At 49.1% G+C, this 14,290-nt stretch carries 17 protein-coding genes; 12 read left to right on the top strand and 5 right to left on the bottom strand.

What is annotated here, in order from left to right; translation table 11 throughout:
* The first annotated feature begins 64 nt into the window (after positions 1-64).
* A complete protein-coding gene (locus tag ACSHWX_RS10360; protein WP_435668139.1) occupies positions 65-616 on the top strand; it encodes a DUF924 family protein in 552 nt (183 codons plus the stop codon).
* Between the two features lie 30 nt (positions 617-646).
* On the opposite strand, the gene phnE (ACSHWX_RS10355) is transcribed toward ACSHWX_RS10360, so the two are convergent.
* The 5 genes from phnE (ACSHWX_RS10355) to phnF form a co-directional block, all read right to left on the bottom strand.
* Complete coding sequence (phnE, locus tag ACSHWX_RS10355) at positions 647-1,993, bottom strand: phosphonate ABC transporter, permease protein PhnE (RefSeq protein WP_435668138.1); 1,347 nt, start codon at positions 1,991-1,993, stop codon at positions 647-649.
* Between the two features lie 14 nt (positions 1,994-2,007).
* Positions 2,008-2,964, bottom strand: a complete 957-nt coding sequence (gene phnE, locus ACSHWX_RS10350; protein WP_435668137.1) for a phosphonate ABC transporter, permease protein PhnE — start codon at positions 2,962-2,964, stop codon at positions 2,008-2,010.
* Positions 2,965-3,043: 79 nt separating this feature from the next.
* On the bottom strand, positions 3,044-3,949 hold the full coding sequence (gene phnD / locus ACSHWX_RS10345; protein ID WP_435668136.1) for a phosphonate ABC transporter substrate-binding protein: 906 nt from the start codon (positions 3,947-3,949) through the stop codon (positions 3,044-3,046).
* A gap of 54 nt (positions 3,950-4,003) precedes the next feature.
* Positions 4,004-4,858, bottom strand: coding sequence for a phosphonate ABC transporter ATP-binding protein (gene phnC, locus ACSHWX_RS10340; protein WP_435668135.1), 855 nt, complete (start codon positions 4,856-4,858; stop codon positions 4,004-4,006).
* A gap of 117 nt (positions 4,859-4,975) precedes the next feature.
* Entirely contained in the window at positions 4,976-5,710 is a 735-nt protein-coding gene (gene phnF / locus ACSHWX_RS10335; RefSeq protein ID WP_435668134.1) for a phosphonate metabolism transcriptional regulator PhnF, read from the bottom strand.
* A 175-nt stretch (positions 5,711-5,885) separates the two neighbouring features.
* On the opposite strand from phnF, the gene phnG reads away from it, so the two are divergent.
* The 11 genes from phnG (at position 5,886) to ACSHWX_RS10280 (ending at position 14,195) form a co-directional block, all read left to right on the top strand.
* On the top strand, positions 5,886-6,344 hold the full coding sequence (gene phnG, locus ACSHWX_RS10330) for a phosphonate C-P lyase system protein PhnG (protein WP_435668133.1): 459 nt from the start codon (positions 5,886-5,888) through the stop codon (positions 6,342-6,344).
* Positions 6,344-6,955 (top strand): phosphonate C-P lyase system protein PhnH, encoded by a 612-nt coding sequence (phnH, locus tag ACSHWX_RS10325; RefSeq protein WP_435668132.1) that lies wholly within the window; start codon positions 6,344-6,346, stop codon positions 6,953-6,955. Before phnG ends, phnH begins: the two co-directional genes overlap by 1 nt.
* Positions 6,956-8,068 carry a carbon-phosphorus lyase complex subunit PhnI gene (locus ACSHWX_RS10320; RefSeq protein ID WP_435668131.1) on the top strand — a complete coding sequence of 371 codons (1,113 nt, stop codon included), beginning with the start codon at positions 6,956-6,958 and terminating at the stop codon, positions 8,066-8,068.
* Complete coding sequence (locus tag ACSHWX_RS10315) at positions 8,065-8,967, top strand: alpha-D-ribose 1-methylphosphonate 5-phosphate C-P-lyase PhnJ (protein WP_435668130.1); 903 nt, start codon at positions 8,065-8,067, stop codon at positions 8,965-8,967. Before ACSHWX_RS10320 ends, ACSHWX_RS10315 begins: the two co-directional genes overlap by 4 nt.
* Positions 8,964-9,755: a phosphonate C-P lyase system protein PhnK gene (gene phnK, locus ACSHWX_RS10310; protein ID WP_435668129.1), complete on the top strand. Its 792-nt coding sequence runs from the start codon at positions 8,964-8,966 to the stop codon at positions 9,753-9,755. The genes ACSHWX_RS10315 and phnK overlap by 4 nt, the downstream gene beginning before the upstream one ends.
* A gap of 1 nt (position 9,756) precedes the next feature.
* Positions 9,757-10,458 carry a phosphonate C-P lyase system protein PhnL gene (phnL, locus tag ACSHWX_RS10305; protein ID WP_435668128.1) on the top strand — a complete coding sequence of 234 codons (702 nt, stop codon included), beginning with the start codon at positions 9,757-9,759 and terminating at the stop codon, positions 10,456-10,458.
* A 120-nt stretch (positions 10,459-10,578) separates the two neighbouring features.
* On the top strand, positions 10,579-11,307 hold the full coding sequence (locus ACSHWX_RS10300; protein WP_435668127.1) for a DUF1045 domain-containing protein: 729 nt from the start codon (positions 10,579-10,581) through the stop codon (positions 11,305-11,307).
* Positions 11,295-12,437, top strand: coding sequence for an alpha-D-ribose 1-methylphosphonate 5-triphosphate diphosphatase (locus ACSHWX_RS10295; RefSeq protein ID WP_435668126.1), 1,143 nt, complete (start codon positions 11,295-11,297; stop codon positions 12,435-12,437). The genes ACSHWX_RS10300 and ACSHWX_RS10295 overlap by 13 nt, the downstream gene beginning before the upstream one ends.
* Positions 12,438-12,448: 11 nt before the next feature.
* A complete protein-coding gene (gene phnN / locus ACSHWX_RS10290) occupies positions 12,449-13,027 on the top strand; it encodes a phosphonate metabolism protein/1,5-bisphosphokinase (PRPP-forming) PhnN (protein ID WP_435668125.1) in 579 nt (192 codons plus the stop codon).
* Positions 13,028-13,034: 7 nt separating this feature from the next.
* Positions 13,035-13,646: a chloramphenicol acetyltransferase gene (locus ACSHWX_RS10285; protein ID WP_435668124.1), complete on the top strand. Its 612-nt coding sequence runs from the start codon at positions 13,035-13,037 to the stop codon at positions 13,644-13,646.
* Positions 13,647-13,715: 69 nt separating this feature from the next.
* Complete coding sequence (locus ACSHWX_RS10280) at positions 13,716-14,195, top strand: DUF1203 domain-containing protein (protein ID WP_435668123.1); 480 nt, start codon at positions 13,716-13,718, stop codon at positions 14,193-14,195.
* Positions 14,196-14,290: the final 95 nt, after the last annotated feature.

Genomic DNA, 14,290 nt, shown 5'->3' with positions numbered 1-14,290 from the left:
AACTTGATTCTACCCTTCAACAAATGCACCCTGATGCAAATTCAAATCAATATTGAGGCAAATGATGATCGTAAATCCTGAAGATATCACCCAATTTTGGTTTGTAGATCACGGACCCAAAGACTGGTTCAGCGGCGGAGATGAATTCGACCAAAAGATCGTTTCCAAGTTTAGCCAAACCCATGCAGCCGCCCATAAAGGCGAATTATTCTCTTGGCGCACGTCACCCGAAAATCGTCTTGCTGAAATTATCGTTTTGGATCAATTCACCCGGCAAATTTATCGAAAAAGTCCACGCGCATTTGCTTGCGATCCCATCGCGCTGACTTTGGCCCAAGAAATGGTGGTACGCGGTGATGACCTAAGAATTGCAGAAGAGCGACGCAGCTTTGCCTATATGCCTTATATGCATTGCGAAAGTTTGGCGGTGCATGATGAGGCAATGAAGCTCTTTGACGCGTTGCCGGGTGACGACAGTTTAGACTATGAAATCAAGCACCGCGCCATGATTGAAAAGTTCGGCCGCTACCCCTATCGCAATGAAGTGCTAGGGCGACAAAACACGCCTGAAGAAGACGCGTTTCTTGCCCAAGATCACGACAGTTTTGGCCAATAGGGCAACGAACCCAACTTGTGGCGAGAGGGGCTAATGCCCCTCTTTACCGATCAATCTTGAACGCAACTGGTTTGAAATATTGTCAAAAGCAAAGACAACAATAAGGATCAAAATCACCATATAGCCAACATTTTCCCAGTCGGTTCCAGTGCGCATGGCTTCAAGCAATTTAAGACCGATACCACCAGCCCCAACGGCGCCAATAATCGTTGCTGATCGCGTGTTGGATTCCCAGAAATACAAAGCCTGAGAGGCGAACAGCGGCAACACCTGCGGCACAACGCCGAACCGTTGAACTTCGGCGGGTGCAGCACCCACAGACTTCACGCCCTCGCGCTGCTTATCATCCACATTTTCCAGCGCCTCAGAATAGAGTTTTCCTAGCGTTCCAGTATCGGTGAAAAAGATCGCCGAAATCCCCGCGAGTGGCCCGGGACCAAAGCTCCGCGTGAAAAACAGCGCCCAAATCAGCATGTCGACCGAGCGCAGGAAGTCGAAGAACCGCTTCATCATCCAATTCGAGGTGCCCGACATGGTGATGTTTCGCGCCGCAATAAAGGCCAACGGAAAGGCCAAAACAGCTGCAAACAATGTGCCCACAAACGCCATAACGATGGTTTGCAGCAGTTTAATAAACACATCCATATGCTGCCATTCAGCATTATAAAGGAAATTATCAAACGCCAACGCGAGGTTAGAGCGATCAGGATCGATCTGTTCACCAGTAAAAATCGTTCCAATTACATCGGACGCGGACTTGCCCCAGAAGGGCGATGCAGGATCAAAGAAGAAATTTTCCCAACCCCAGAAGCGGCGCCAAATACGCACTTGGGTGTTGCGAATTTCAACATTGCCTTCAAAGCCAAAGCTAACCTTCACCCGGCCATTTTTTTCATTGAATAGGGCTGGGGCATCCGCGGCCAACAAGGCTGCGTCTTTGGTCACTTCTATGAAATGGGATTGTCCATCCAAAATGACGGTCACAAGACCAGGTCTGACTTCAACCGCATTTTGCGCTGAACCAAATGTCACCGCATATCCATCGCCACTTTCAAGTGGGGCGACCCAATCAGGATTTGGGTTCTCGCCCAGTGGGGAAAAGCGAGGATATTGCAGCTCTACGGCACCATCTTTAAAGCGCATTTTTGGCTGTGCTTGCCAGCTCACCCAGTCCGCCATGTAAAGACCCGCACGGTCCCATTTCGCGTTGGCGAAAACGCCGCCAATGTTGAAAAACATAAAGGCAAAAATTACGTAGGCCAGCAAGCCAAACCCAACCAGGTAGGGCGTAATACGTTGCGTAAGGCTTTTGTGAAAAACGTCGGCATATTTCGCTTTAAGCTGATCGCGACGAAGTTGAGAGATTGCTTTTTCCATTTTTCTAATCTCCTTTACGCGCCAAACTCGAAAGCTTGACTGCCCACCAGTTTGCGACGCAGCCAACCTGACAATTGATCAACAAGCATCACGGTGACGAATAGCAACAATACGATGGCGTAAGTTTTAGCCGCGTGGTCGCGTGAAAGACTGAGGCGGAACACCTCGCCAATACCACCACCACCAACGGCACCAATGATTGTTGAGGCGCGCACGTTTATTTCAGCCCGCAGCAAAAAATATGATGTAAAGTTGGGCAGCACTTGCGGAACGATACCGAACCGCACCCGCTCAACCCAATTCGCCCCCGCAGCCCGCAGGCCCTCTTCGGCCTTCATATCTGCATTTTCAACCGCTTCAAAAAACAGTTTACCCAACGCACCAATTGTATGGATGGAGACAGCAGCAACAGCCGCAATAGGACCCAATGACAAAATGGCGGCCAATAACCCAGCAATCACAATCTCAGGAAAGGCCCGCAACACTTCCATAATGCGGCGCACGACAAACCGTGTCGCACCAGCGCCCACCAAGTTTGTCGAAGCAAAGAAGCACAGGAAAAACCCAAGCGTGCCGCCCAAAAGGGTCGAAATAAACGCGATATTGAGCGTTACCAGCATCTCATAAAAATATTCAGGAATGTAAAAGTCGCCAAACACATAGTGACGCCCTTCTTCGTAATCATATTTTAGCGAACCATCGGCCAACGGCGAGGGCAAATCAAACAGCGCCCGAAAAATCTCAATCGGTTCGTCCGGCAAAAAGTTCAACACAAAGTCGAAGAAATAGGGAATGCGGTCAAGAAACTTGCCCGAGTTCGACACATGGGCAAACCATAGTGCAGCGAACAAAAGACCGCCCAAAATGCCAATGGTCAAAAACGTATAAAGCCGTCTTGTCTGTGTGAGCTCACGATAATGCTCGAACACTTTCTGGCTCGCCGGGTTTAGCTTTGACGCGTGCGCTGACATATTTTTATCCAATAATTTGCTTAGAAAAAACCGGCCTCACCAAAAGGGCAAGACCGGCTTTAAAAGATAAGACGAGCAATTAGCCGCCGATTTTTGCTTTACGCGCAGCAACGATTGTTTCGTAGAAAGAGTGATCTACTTCAACAAAACCGTTGTAAGAGCCACCTTGAATTGCTGAGAAGCAATCAGGGTTTGATTTTGGCAACGCCATCATGAACGCTTTGAATTTTGCGCGAACGTCTGCATCAAGATCGCTACGAACAACAATTGGGCCGTTCGGGATCAAAGGCGAACGCCAGATTTCTTTAACGTCTTCCATGTCAAGAAGGCCTTTATCAACCATCTTACGCACGTTGCCTGAAGTGTAACCTTCAGAATATTCGCCAACACCTGATGACCACGTCACACCAGCGTCGATTTTGCCGTCAAGAACCGCAAGAACGTTATTCTCGTGACCACCATTAAATGATGTTTCAGAGAAATACTCGTCCAATTCCATGCCCAATTCTTTAGGCAATGCAACAGATGGAACGAGGAAACCAGAAGTTGAGTTGGGGTCAGCAAAACCAAGGTGCTTGCCCTTCATGTCCGCGATATTTTCAATGCCGCTATCAACAAGAGCAAGCATCAAAGAGTGATAGCCAGTTGCGCCGTCAGTTTGCTGCGTTGTCAAAATTGGATCAACAGCGTTTTCGTCTTTCAAGTGAACAGCAGCATAACCAGAAGCGCCAAGCTCAGCATAATCCAATGTGCCACCAAGAAGGCCTTGGATAACGCCATCATAATCAGCAGCTGGAAACAATTTAACTTCTTTAACGCCAATTGCTGATGGCAAAAGGTCGATCAGGCACTGGTTGTTGCGAAGACGGTCAGCTTCGTTTTCGCCGCCAAGAATGCCAACACGGAAAGTGTCGAGCGCCATAGCAGAAGTTGAGAATGAAGCAGCAACAACAGCTGCAACAGTAAGGGTACGGATCGCATTCATGTGGGTTCTCCTTTGAGGATGCGTATCGGTCGTTCTTTGCGACGGCCATTTAGCTCAGTTGAGGGTGACGTGACCTTCAGAGCCGTCGTAAACTGGTGAATTTGGTTTTTTCTTTTTGCCACTTGGCAAATCGATGGACGTCGAGGTCATGCTTTCTGAAAAAGCATCCTTCAGACCGTCAGCACCGTAAATCTGTTGCGCGGCTTCTGTGGTGAGATCATCTGGCCCACCATCAAAAACCACTTTGCCTTGGCTCATGCCAATAATACGCTCGCAATAGTTGCGCGCTGTATCCAATGTATGCAGGTTGGTAATGACCGTGATGCCATCATCTTCATTGATGGCTCTTAGGGAATCCATCACCACCTGAGCATTCTTGGGATCAAGAGAAGCAATGGGCTCGTCAGCCAAGATAACTTTTGGCGATTGAACAAGGGCGCGCGCGATCGCAACGCGTTGCTGTTGACCACCTGAAAGCGTTCCGGCGCGTTGCACGGCTGTTTGCGCAATACCCAAACGCTCCAACGCTTCAAGCGCCATCAGCTGCTCGTCTTCGCCAAAATGTTTGATAAGAGAAGAAAATGTATTGCGTCTATTAAGACGGCCCAACATCACATTGGTAAGAACGTCTAAACGCGGCACCAAGTTGAACTGCTGGAAAATCATCGCGCAATCGCGTTGCCAATCACGGAGGGGTTGCCCCTTTAAAGATGACACTTGTTGGCCATCAAATGCGATTTCGCCGTCACTTACATCGATCAATCGATTGATCATGCGCAACAAGGTCGACTTGCCTGCCCCCGAAGAACCAATCACCCCAACCATTTCGCCTTCAGCGATATTAAGGGTGACATCGCCAACCGCAGTTTTTTCGCCGAAGCGACGTGTTACACCAGATAGCTTGAGCATTTATGGACGCCTTACAATTTGTTTGCGCCCTACCTAACGATGCTGCTTTACATAAAAATGTCGTTTATGTGTCAGTTCTGTGAATGACTAACAAACTAGACTTTTAAACTGAAAAGTCTAGTTCTCCACTTCAAGCTGCACAACGTCCCCACGAAAACGTGCCCTTGTATATTGCAAGGGCTGTCCCGATTCGGAAACATTGACGCTATAGACTTCCAACAAAGGATCCCCGACCGGTACCTGCATTAACGCGGCGTCATGCGCGCTTGCCGGAATGGCGGCAACCCAAGATTTTTGCCGGCGATATTCACTAAACCCCGCCCGTTCAAACACCTCACTAACCGAACCCAATTCGGCATAGTCAGCGATAAAATTTGGGATCAGTTTCTTATTGATCCAATAGGTTCCAACAGTAATAGGTCTCCCGTCGGCCACTCGAAGGGTTTCCCCCCTCGTGACCAAAACACCTTCTTCTATCGAAAGCCGCTGCGCAACTTCAGCACTCGCGGCCTCCTCCCCAGAAGAGATCAAACGCCCACCGGGCTGGCGTTTGTTCGAGGAAACAATTTCTGAAAAACGCGTGCGGGACGAAATGGGATAACTAATCGTACGTTCTGCAACAAAGGTGCCCCGCCCCCGTGTTGCACTTAAAATGCCGGTCTCTGACAATGAACCAATGGCGCGGCGAACCGTGTGCCGGTTCACGCCATATTTTTGCGCAAGTTCCAACTCCGTCGGCAATTGGCTACCTGCCGGATAAACTGCCGCTGCAACATCAGATTGCAAACGCTCCGCAATTTGCCGCCAAAGGGAAACGCCCCTGCCTCGTTCAATCTCTTTTACACCGCTCATACAGAACTCATTTTCCAACTGTCATTCAAACGCAATAATTTTGCACCTTAATAGCCTATACTAATATTTGTATACAAATGTATACTTTTAATATAGACAAATATCACATCACCTGATATCCACTGCCTCGAAATTTAGAACCAGCACCTTTAACAGCGAAAAGTGCAACAGCAATATGACTGACACAGCGCAACAACAGATCGAACGCCAGCGGGTTATGAAAGTACTCGCCCATACGGACGCAGATCTGCTTGAAGAAAAATATAATTCCTTCGCAAACAAGCCAGATTGGCAGTTTGCCCGCAAGCCAGAAACCGGACTGGTGATGGCGCGCGGGCGCATTGGCGGCGGCGGGGCTCCATTTAATTTGGGCGAAATTAGTGTAACCCGTGCCGCCGTCACCCTTGATACAGGTGAGATAGGCCACGCCTATTGCCATGGTCGCAATCAACGCAAAGCAGCCATTAGCGCATTTTTCGATGCAGCTTGGCAAAATCCGGCGCTTAAACCTCAGGTGGAAAACGACATCATCGCCCCATGCGCCCAATTGCTGGATGACAAAACCACAAAATCCAAACAAGAAGCGGCAGCCACCAAAGTCGACTTCTTCACTCTTGTGCGCGGAGACGACTGATGCAAACTCAAACTCTTCACTCAGGTTTTTCCGACCTCGCAATAGACTCGCAAGCCAGCTTTCGCGCCACAATGGATGCGATGGCGAGACCGGGCAAAATCGTTGATAGTCCAAAACCGATAACGGCGCCTGCACCTCTTAATCCCACAATGGCAATGCTGACCCTCACGCTTTGTGACTTTGACAGCACGGTTTGGCTTGATGAAAATCTGGCTCAAAATGACGACGCTCGAAAGTTCATCGCCTTTCACACCAGCGCACCCATTGTTGAAAGCAAAAAAGACGCACAGTTCGCGTTGATTTCAGAGCCGACCCTAATTGGCAACCTGTCAGACTTCGCCCTTGGCACAGATGAATATCCAGACCGTTCAACCACATTGATCATTCAGGTGGATGCGCTAGCCAATCAAAATGATGTTCGCCTGAGCGGCCCCGGTATTGAGTTCACAACAGATCTAAATGTTGCAGGCCTACCAAATGATTTTTGGACACAGGCGCAAGCAAACAATCAACTCTTCCCACGGGGTTTGGATTTCATTTTTGCAACCGATAGCCAGCTCGCCTGCCTGCCACGCTCAACCAAAATAAATCTCAACGCGGAGACCGCTTAAATGTATGTTGCTGTAAAAGGTGGCGAAAAAGCCATCAAAAATGCACACAAGCTTTTTGCCGCTAAACGACGTGGCAATCCAAATGTGCCCGGCCTCGCCACCGCACAAATTGTCGAGCAGCTTGGCTTTGCGGTTGACCGCGTGATGGGCGAAGGCTCGCTCTATGATCGCGAACTTGCAGCCATCGCCATTCGTCAAGCACAGGGTGATTTGATCGAGGCGATCTTTCTCATTCGCGCCTATCGCACCACCTTGCCAAGATTTGGATATTCAAAGCCAATTCAAACCGATGAAATGCTGATTTCTCGTCGTATTTCCGCGACGTTCAAAGACCTGCCTGGTGGCCAAGTTCTAGGGCCAACATTTGACTATTCCCATCGCTTGATCGATTTTGCTTATGACGCAGAAAAACCGTCTGATGCGCCTGAAGTCTCAGACGTTATTGCAGAAGACACCCCAAGGGTTTCTGACTTGTTAGGCGCTGCTGGAATGATGGAACCTGATCTCCAACTCGCAAAGGGCGAAGAGGTTGGCGATCTAACCCGCGCGCCGCTTGATTTCCCCGCAAATCGCGATTTACGGCTTCAAAACTTAGCACGTGGCGACGAAGGCTTTTTGCTCGCCCTTGGTTATTCAACGCAACGCGGGTTCGCCAGAACCCACCCATTCGCTGGCGAAATTCGCATGGGCGAAGTTGAAGTAGAGTTTTTTGCTGAAGAGTTAGGCTTTGAAGTGCCGATCGGCAAAATCAACGTCACTGAATGCCAAATGATCAATCAATTCCAAGGCAGTGAAAAAGCCCCACCACAATTTACCCGTGGATACGGACTTGTGTTTGGCCATGCAGAACGTAAAGCCATGTCGATGGCTTTGGTTGACCGCGCCCTGCGTTGGGAAGAGCTAGGCGAAGAATTGGCGGCCCCCGCACAAGACCAAGAATTCGTTCTGTCCCACTCGGACAATATTCAAGCAACAGGCTTTGTTGAACATCTCAAACTTCCTCACTATGTGGATTTCCAAGCTGAATTGGACCTCATCCGCACCATGTCTGACGAGTTTTGGGCGAACCAACAATCTGACGAAAACAGCACAAACATGGAGGCAGCAGAATGAGCCTCGCTGAACTAGACAACACCCAAGATGCGTATAATTTCGCCTATCTTGACGAGCAAACAAAACGCATGATCCGTCGCGCCATTCTTAAAGGCATCGCGATCCCGGGATATCAAGTCCCGTTCGCAGCCCGCGAAATGCCCATGCCTTATGGATGGGGAACTGGCGGCGTGCAGGTGACGGCTTCAATTCTTGGTCCGGATGACATTTTAAAAGTGATCGATCAGGGTTCAGACGACACCACCAACGCTGTTGCGATCAGGAATTTCTTTGCGGTAACTGCCGACGTAGAAATGACCATGAAGACATCAGATGCTTCCGTCATTCAAACCCGTCACCGTATTCCCGAGGAAGCACTGCGTGATGATCAGGTCCTCGTGTTTCAGGTACCAATCCCCGAACCACTTCGGTTCCTAGAGCCACGGGAAACTGAAACCCGTAAAATGCATGCCTTATCTGAATATGGCTTGATGCATGTGAAACTTTACGAAGACATTGCCACCCACGGCCACATCGCAACAACTTATGCCTACCCCGTGATGGTTGAAGGCAGATATGTGATGGACCCTTCACCAACACCAAAATTCGACAACCCAAAAATGCACAACAACCGGGCGTTGCAACTGTTCGGCGCAGGTCGTGAAAAGCGTATCTATGCGCTGCCGCCGTTTACTGATGTTGTCAGTTTGGATTTTGAGGATCATCCGTTCAAAATCCAAGAATGGCCAAACACGTCTTGTGCCATGTGCGGCGCAAAAGACGTCTATTTTGACGAAGTTATTTTAGACGATAACGGCGGTCACATGTTCGTTTGTTCAGACAGTGATTACTGCGAAACACGTCAAGCTGAAGGCCATCTTGGCGAAATGCACGCTGACTTTAAGGAGCGCATGCAATGAATTTAGATGACAATAATCCGCTTCTAAAAGTTGAAGGCCTGACCCATTATTATGGTCAGCAATTGGGCTGTCGTGACGTCAATTTCGAACTCTACCCCGGTGAAGTGCTCGCCATCGTTGGTGAAAGCGGATCAGGTAAAACAACATTGCTCAACTGTCTTTCCACACAGATCAAGCCAAAACTGGGCCAAGCGCACTATCGCTTCCGGGATGGACACAGCGAAAATCTTTATGAGATGAGCGAAGCCAATCAACGCACACTTTTGCGCACAGATTGGGGCTTTGTCCATCAGCATCCCCGCGACGGACTGCGCATGGCGGTTTCAGCTGGGGCAAATGTGGGCGAGCGCTTGATGGCCCTTGGCCATCGCAACTATGGCAATTTACGCGCAACAGCAATTGATTGGCTTGAACGTGTAGAAATAAGCGCCGACCGGGTAGATGATGCGCCACGAACATTTTCTGGTGGCATGCAACAGCGCTTGCAAATTGCCCGTAATTTGGTGACAAATCCACGTCTTGTTTTCATGGATGAGCCAACCGGCGGCCTAGATGTTTCAGTACAGGCGCGTCTATTGGATTTGATCCGTAAACTTGTAACTGACCTTGGTCTTTCGATTGTTATCGTAACCCATGACCTTGCCGTTGCGCGGCTCCTTTCTCACCGCATCATGGTAATGAAGGGTGGGGAAGTCATCGAACAAGGCCTAACCGATCAGGTTCTTGATGATCCACACCAAGCATACACACAATTGTTGGTATCTTCGATTTTGCAAGTGGGGGCTTAAGATGCGCCAACCAGTTTTAAAAGTCTCAAACGTTTCAAAAAGCTTCACCATGCATTTGCAAAACGGACTGCATATGCCCGTGATGAATGATGTTGAATTTGAACTGTATAATTCAGAGTGCGTTGTTTTGGGCGGCCCGTCAGGGGCTGGTAAGTCAACACTGTTAAAACTCATCTATGGCAACTATGCCGCTGACATGGGCGAAATCGCTTTGTTGGTCGAGGGTGAATATATCAACCTCGTCACCGCTGATCCACGCCAAATATTGCGCTTGCGTCAAACCAAAATTGGTTATGTCAGCCAGTTCCTTTCTGCCATCCCGCGTGTTTCTGCCCTTAATCTTGTGGCAGAAGTCGCCATGCATTGGGGCCACAGCGAAGAGCGTGCAAAAGAAAAAGCCGCCCACATGCTGGACGGATTGAACATTCCAAAACATTTATGGGATTTACCACCTGCCACTTTCTCTGGTGGTGAACAACAACGGGTCAATATCGCTCGCGGCTTTATGGGGGAACATGAAGTGTTGTTGCTTGATGAGCCAACGGCGTCACTTGATACGGCAAACCGCGCTGTCGTATTGTCGATGATCCAAGACAAAAAACAAACCGGCACAGCAATGCTTGGCATTTTCCACGATATAGAAACCCGCGAAAAGGTCGCGGATCGTGTTATAGATGTCACCGCTTTTGCCGTCGCGGCATAAGAATTGGAGTGGTTTGTTCTAAAGCGTCAAAAAAATGACACGCAAATAGGGCATGCCACGCCGATATTCGCCAACCTAAATGATCGGTCGCAAATGCGACCGTAAAATCTGATGGAAAATATGACCAAACGATACGGCATCTATTTTGCGCCTTCAACCAACTCAAAGCTTTGGCGGCTTGGCTGCCAATGGCTTGGACGCGATTGCGCAAAAGGATCAAAACTGGATCAGCCAAGAGTGCAAGGCATCACCGATGATCAGCTAATTAGCGCAACGAGATCACCATGCCGTTATGGTTTTCATGCAACCCTTAAACCGCCATTTCGACTAGTTGATGGTCAGGACATTTCAACGCTGAGAGAAGACCTTGAACAGTTTGCACGTTCAACTGCACCCGTTGAAATTGGCGAACTCAAAATCAAAGCAATTGGGCATTTTCTGGCTCTTGTTCCGGTTCACCAAAGTGAAGAAGTGGGGCATTTCGCATCCCTTTGCGTCACGCAGTTCGACCATTTCCGCGCACCAATGAGCCAAGAGAAACGCGACAAACGCTTGGCTGCAGGTCTAAATGAACGTCAAATAGAACTGCTGGATTTATGGGGTTATCCTTACGTCCTAGATCAGTTTAAAATGCACATGACCCTCTCTGACTCACTAACCCAAAGCACCGGACCATCGATCCTTCGGGCAGCTCAAAACTGGTTCGAACCCATTCTTGACGAACCCTACACGCTCGACCGCATTTGCCTTTACGAAGAGCCCGATAAAGACGCCCCCTTTAAACGCATCGCTGACTTCAAACTTGAAGGTCAGAACCAGATGAAAGCACACAACAAATGTCCGAACTGAACGCAATTAAAAACGCCAAAATGATTCTCGCTGACGAAGTTGTTGAAGGTGGGGTCGGCGTCGGCAACGGTAAAATAACGTCGGTCGATCATAATGGCGCCGCAACAGGCATGGATTTTGAAGGCGACTTTCTGCTCCCTGGCCTAGTGGAATTACACACCGATCATCTTGAAAACCACTACCGGCCACGCCCGCGCGTTTTTTGGGACCCTATGGCCGCTCTACACGCACATGATGCGCAAGTTTCCTCGTCCGGCATCACCACGGTTTATGACGCGGTTCGCGTCGGCTCTGACAGCGACATGAAAAACATGGGCGAGCATGTGGAAGTGTTGGTTGGCGCGATTGGCAAGGCCAAAGAAGACAAACGCCTTCGTGCAGATCATTTGGTACATTTGCGCTGCGAGTTGTCTTCTCACGACGCGCTTGAGCAGTTCGAGCAATATTGTGAACTTGATATGGTGCGCCTTGCCAGCTTGATGGACCATACGCCCGGGCAACGACAATTCGTTAAACTGGAACAGTACTACGCCTACTATCAGGGCAAAACGGGCATGAGCGATGATCAAATGGAAATTTTCATTTCCAATCGCATCGCCGACCAGGAAAAATACTCAGAAAACAATCGCCGTGCCATTGTTGAAAAAGGCCACGAAGTCGGTCTGGCCCTTGCAAGCCACGATGATGCCACCAAAGCCCATGTGGAAGAAGCCCAAGAAAACGGCGTTGCCATTTCTGAATTCCCAACAACAATTGACGCGGCAAGCGCCGCACGGGATGCAGGACTATCTATTCTGATGGGCGCGCCAAACGTTGTGCGGGGCATGTCCCATTCGGGCAACATTTCAGCGACACAACTGGCTGACGAAGGTTTCTTGGATGTTTTGAGTTCAGATTACGTGCCGTTCTCTTTAATGCAAGCAGCCTTTTCTTTGCCCAAACAAGTTGACCATATCACTCTGCCTCAGTCGGTCGCCATGATCACCAAAAACCCGGCCAAAGCCGCAGGATTGGATGATCGGGGAGAAATCGCTCAAGGCAAAAAGGCGGACTTTGTGCGCGTAACTTTGCCAGACGATGGTGTGCCAATCGTTCGTGCGGTTTGGCGCGATGGTGTGCGGGTCATATAGGAAACCAGATCATGACTGTTTCAGCATTTTCCGGCTTATTGGTTTTCGTTGTTGGCGGATCAGGGGTGGGCAAAGATAGCCTTCTTATGGGCGCTCAGCAAGCGTTAGAAAATAACCCCAACTTTGCGTTTCCTCGTCGTCTAATTACGCGGGATGCTGTTGCTGCGCTTGAAGATCACGATACAATTACATTTGATGATTACACCCGCATGGTCATTGAAGGCGAGACAGCTCTTAACTGGCAAGCGCATGGACTTGGCTACATCATCCCAAAATCTATCGAGGAACATTTGCGTGACGGTAAAATTACCGTTTGTAACGTTTCCCGCGCAATAATTGGTGACGCAGCAAAAAAATATCCAGTCCACATTGCCAACATTGTGGCCGATCTTGATTTGCGGGCCCAACGGCTTGCAGGTCGTGGGCGAGAAACCCAAGCCGATATCAAATCACGTCTCGAAAGAGCGCCAATTAAATTGCCAAAAGGCATTCCGGTTTCACAGATTCACAATGATACAACGCTGGATCAAGGGATCACATCCTTTGTGAAAACACTGGAAGACCTGTTTGTGCAAAAATCAAACGTTTGAGGACACTATGGCCAAACAACTCAGTGAAACGCCCAGCATCGGCGAAAATACCAACACGATTGGGTCAAACCTTGGCGTGTGGACTGAACTATCCCATGACGTTGCTTTTATCGAAAGCACACTTGGCGACTATTCCTACGCCATGCAACGTTGCTCTATTGTTTGGACGAAGATCGGCAAGTTCTGCTCCATCGCCAGCGATGTGCGCATCAATCCGGGCAACCACCCGACTTGGCGTGCCAGCCAACATCATTTTACCTATCGGGCTGCGGCTTACGGTTTAGGTGAAGATGACAAAGCGTTTTTTGATTGGCGCAAAGACCACCAAGTAACAGTCGGTCATGATGTCTGGATCGGGCACGGTGTTGTGGTTTTGGCTGGCGTTAACATTGGAACCGGCGCGGTGATCGGTGCCGGTGCTGTGGTCAGCAAAGATGTCGAGCCCTATACGATTGTGGGCGGCGTCCCCGCCAAGCAGATAAAAAGACGTTTACCCGAAGACGTTGCAGCTCAAATGCAAAAATTGGCGTGGTGGGATTGGTCACGCGACACCCTTAAAGAGACATTGCCAGACATGCGCAAATTGTCAGCCGAAGAATTTTTGAAAAAATACAGCTAATCGGTCAAAATCGGGTCGCTTAAACGCAGTTCGTTTTGCATCTTCTTGTCTTAAAACAAGGAGATCATCATGACGTCCTCAATCAAATTTACTGCGATCCCAACCCAACATGCGCAAAAATGGTGGGATGGGGGACAAGACGACTATTCTAATCCACTAGAACATCGTGTCTCTGATGGCAGCGCCCCATGTCGGCATTGCCTTGAAAATATCGCCGAAGGAAAACCCGTATTGCTTGGTGCATATAAACCGTTCCAAGGCTCTGGCGCGTTTACAGAAACCGGCCCCATATTTATCTGTGGTGAACCTTGTCAGCGCTATCAAAATGAAAAGGGCACGTTACCTCCCGTGATCGCACAACGTGAACAGCTCATGATACGCGGTTATTCACCGGACGAAAAAATTGACTACACCACAGGCCAAATTGTTCAAGTTGCAGAACTTGAAGATGTCGCCAAAACCATTTTCAACAAAGAAGATGTAGCATTCATTCATTTACGTTCCGCTGGGTATACTTGTTTTACAACCCGCATCGACCGCGCAGATTAATCTCAATTTCGCCCCACTTTTAAGATCAATTGCAGTCGGTCAGCATTCATTTGCTGGCCGTTTTTTATTTGCTCTGCTAAAAGCCGATATTGTTG

Source organism: Maritalea sp. (assembly GCF_051251695.1).
Taxonomy (GTDB): domain Bacteria; phylum Pseudomonadota; class Alphaproteobacteria; order Rhizobiales; family Devosiaceae; genus Maritalea.
The sequence above is the reverse complement of the archived record's forward strand: the minus strand, read 5'-3'. Positions and strand labels throughout refer to the sequence as shown.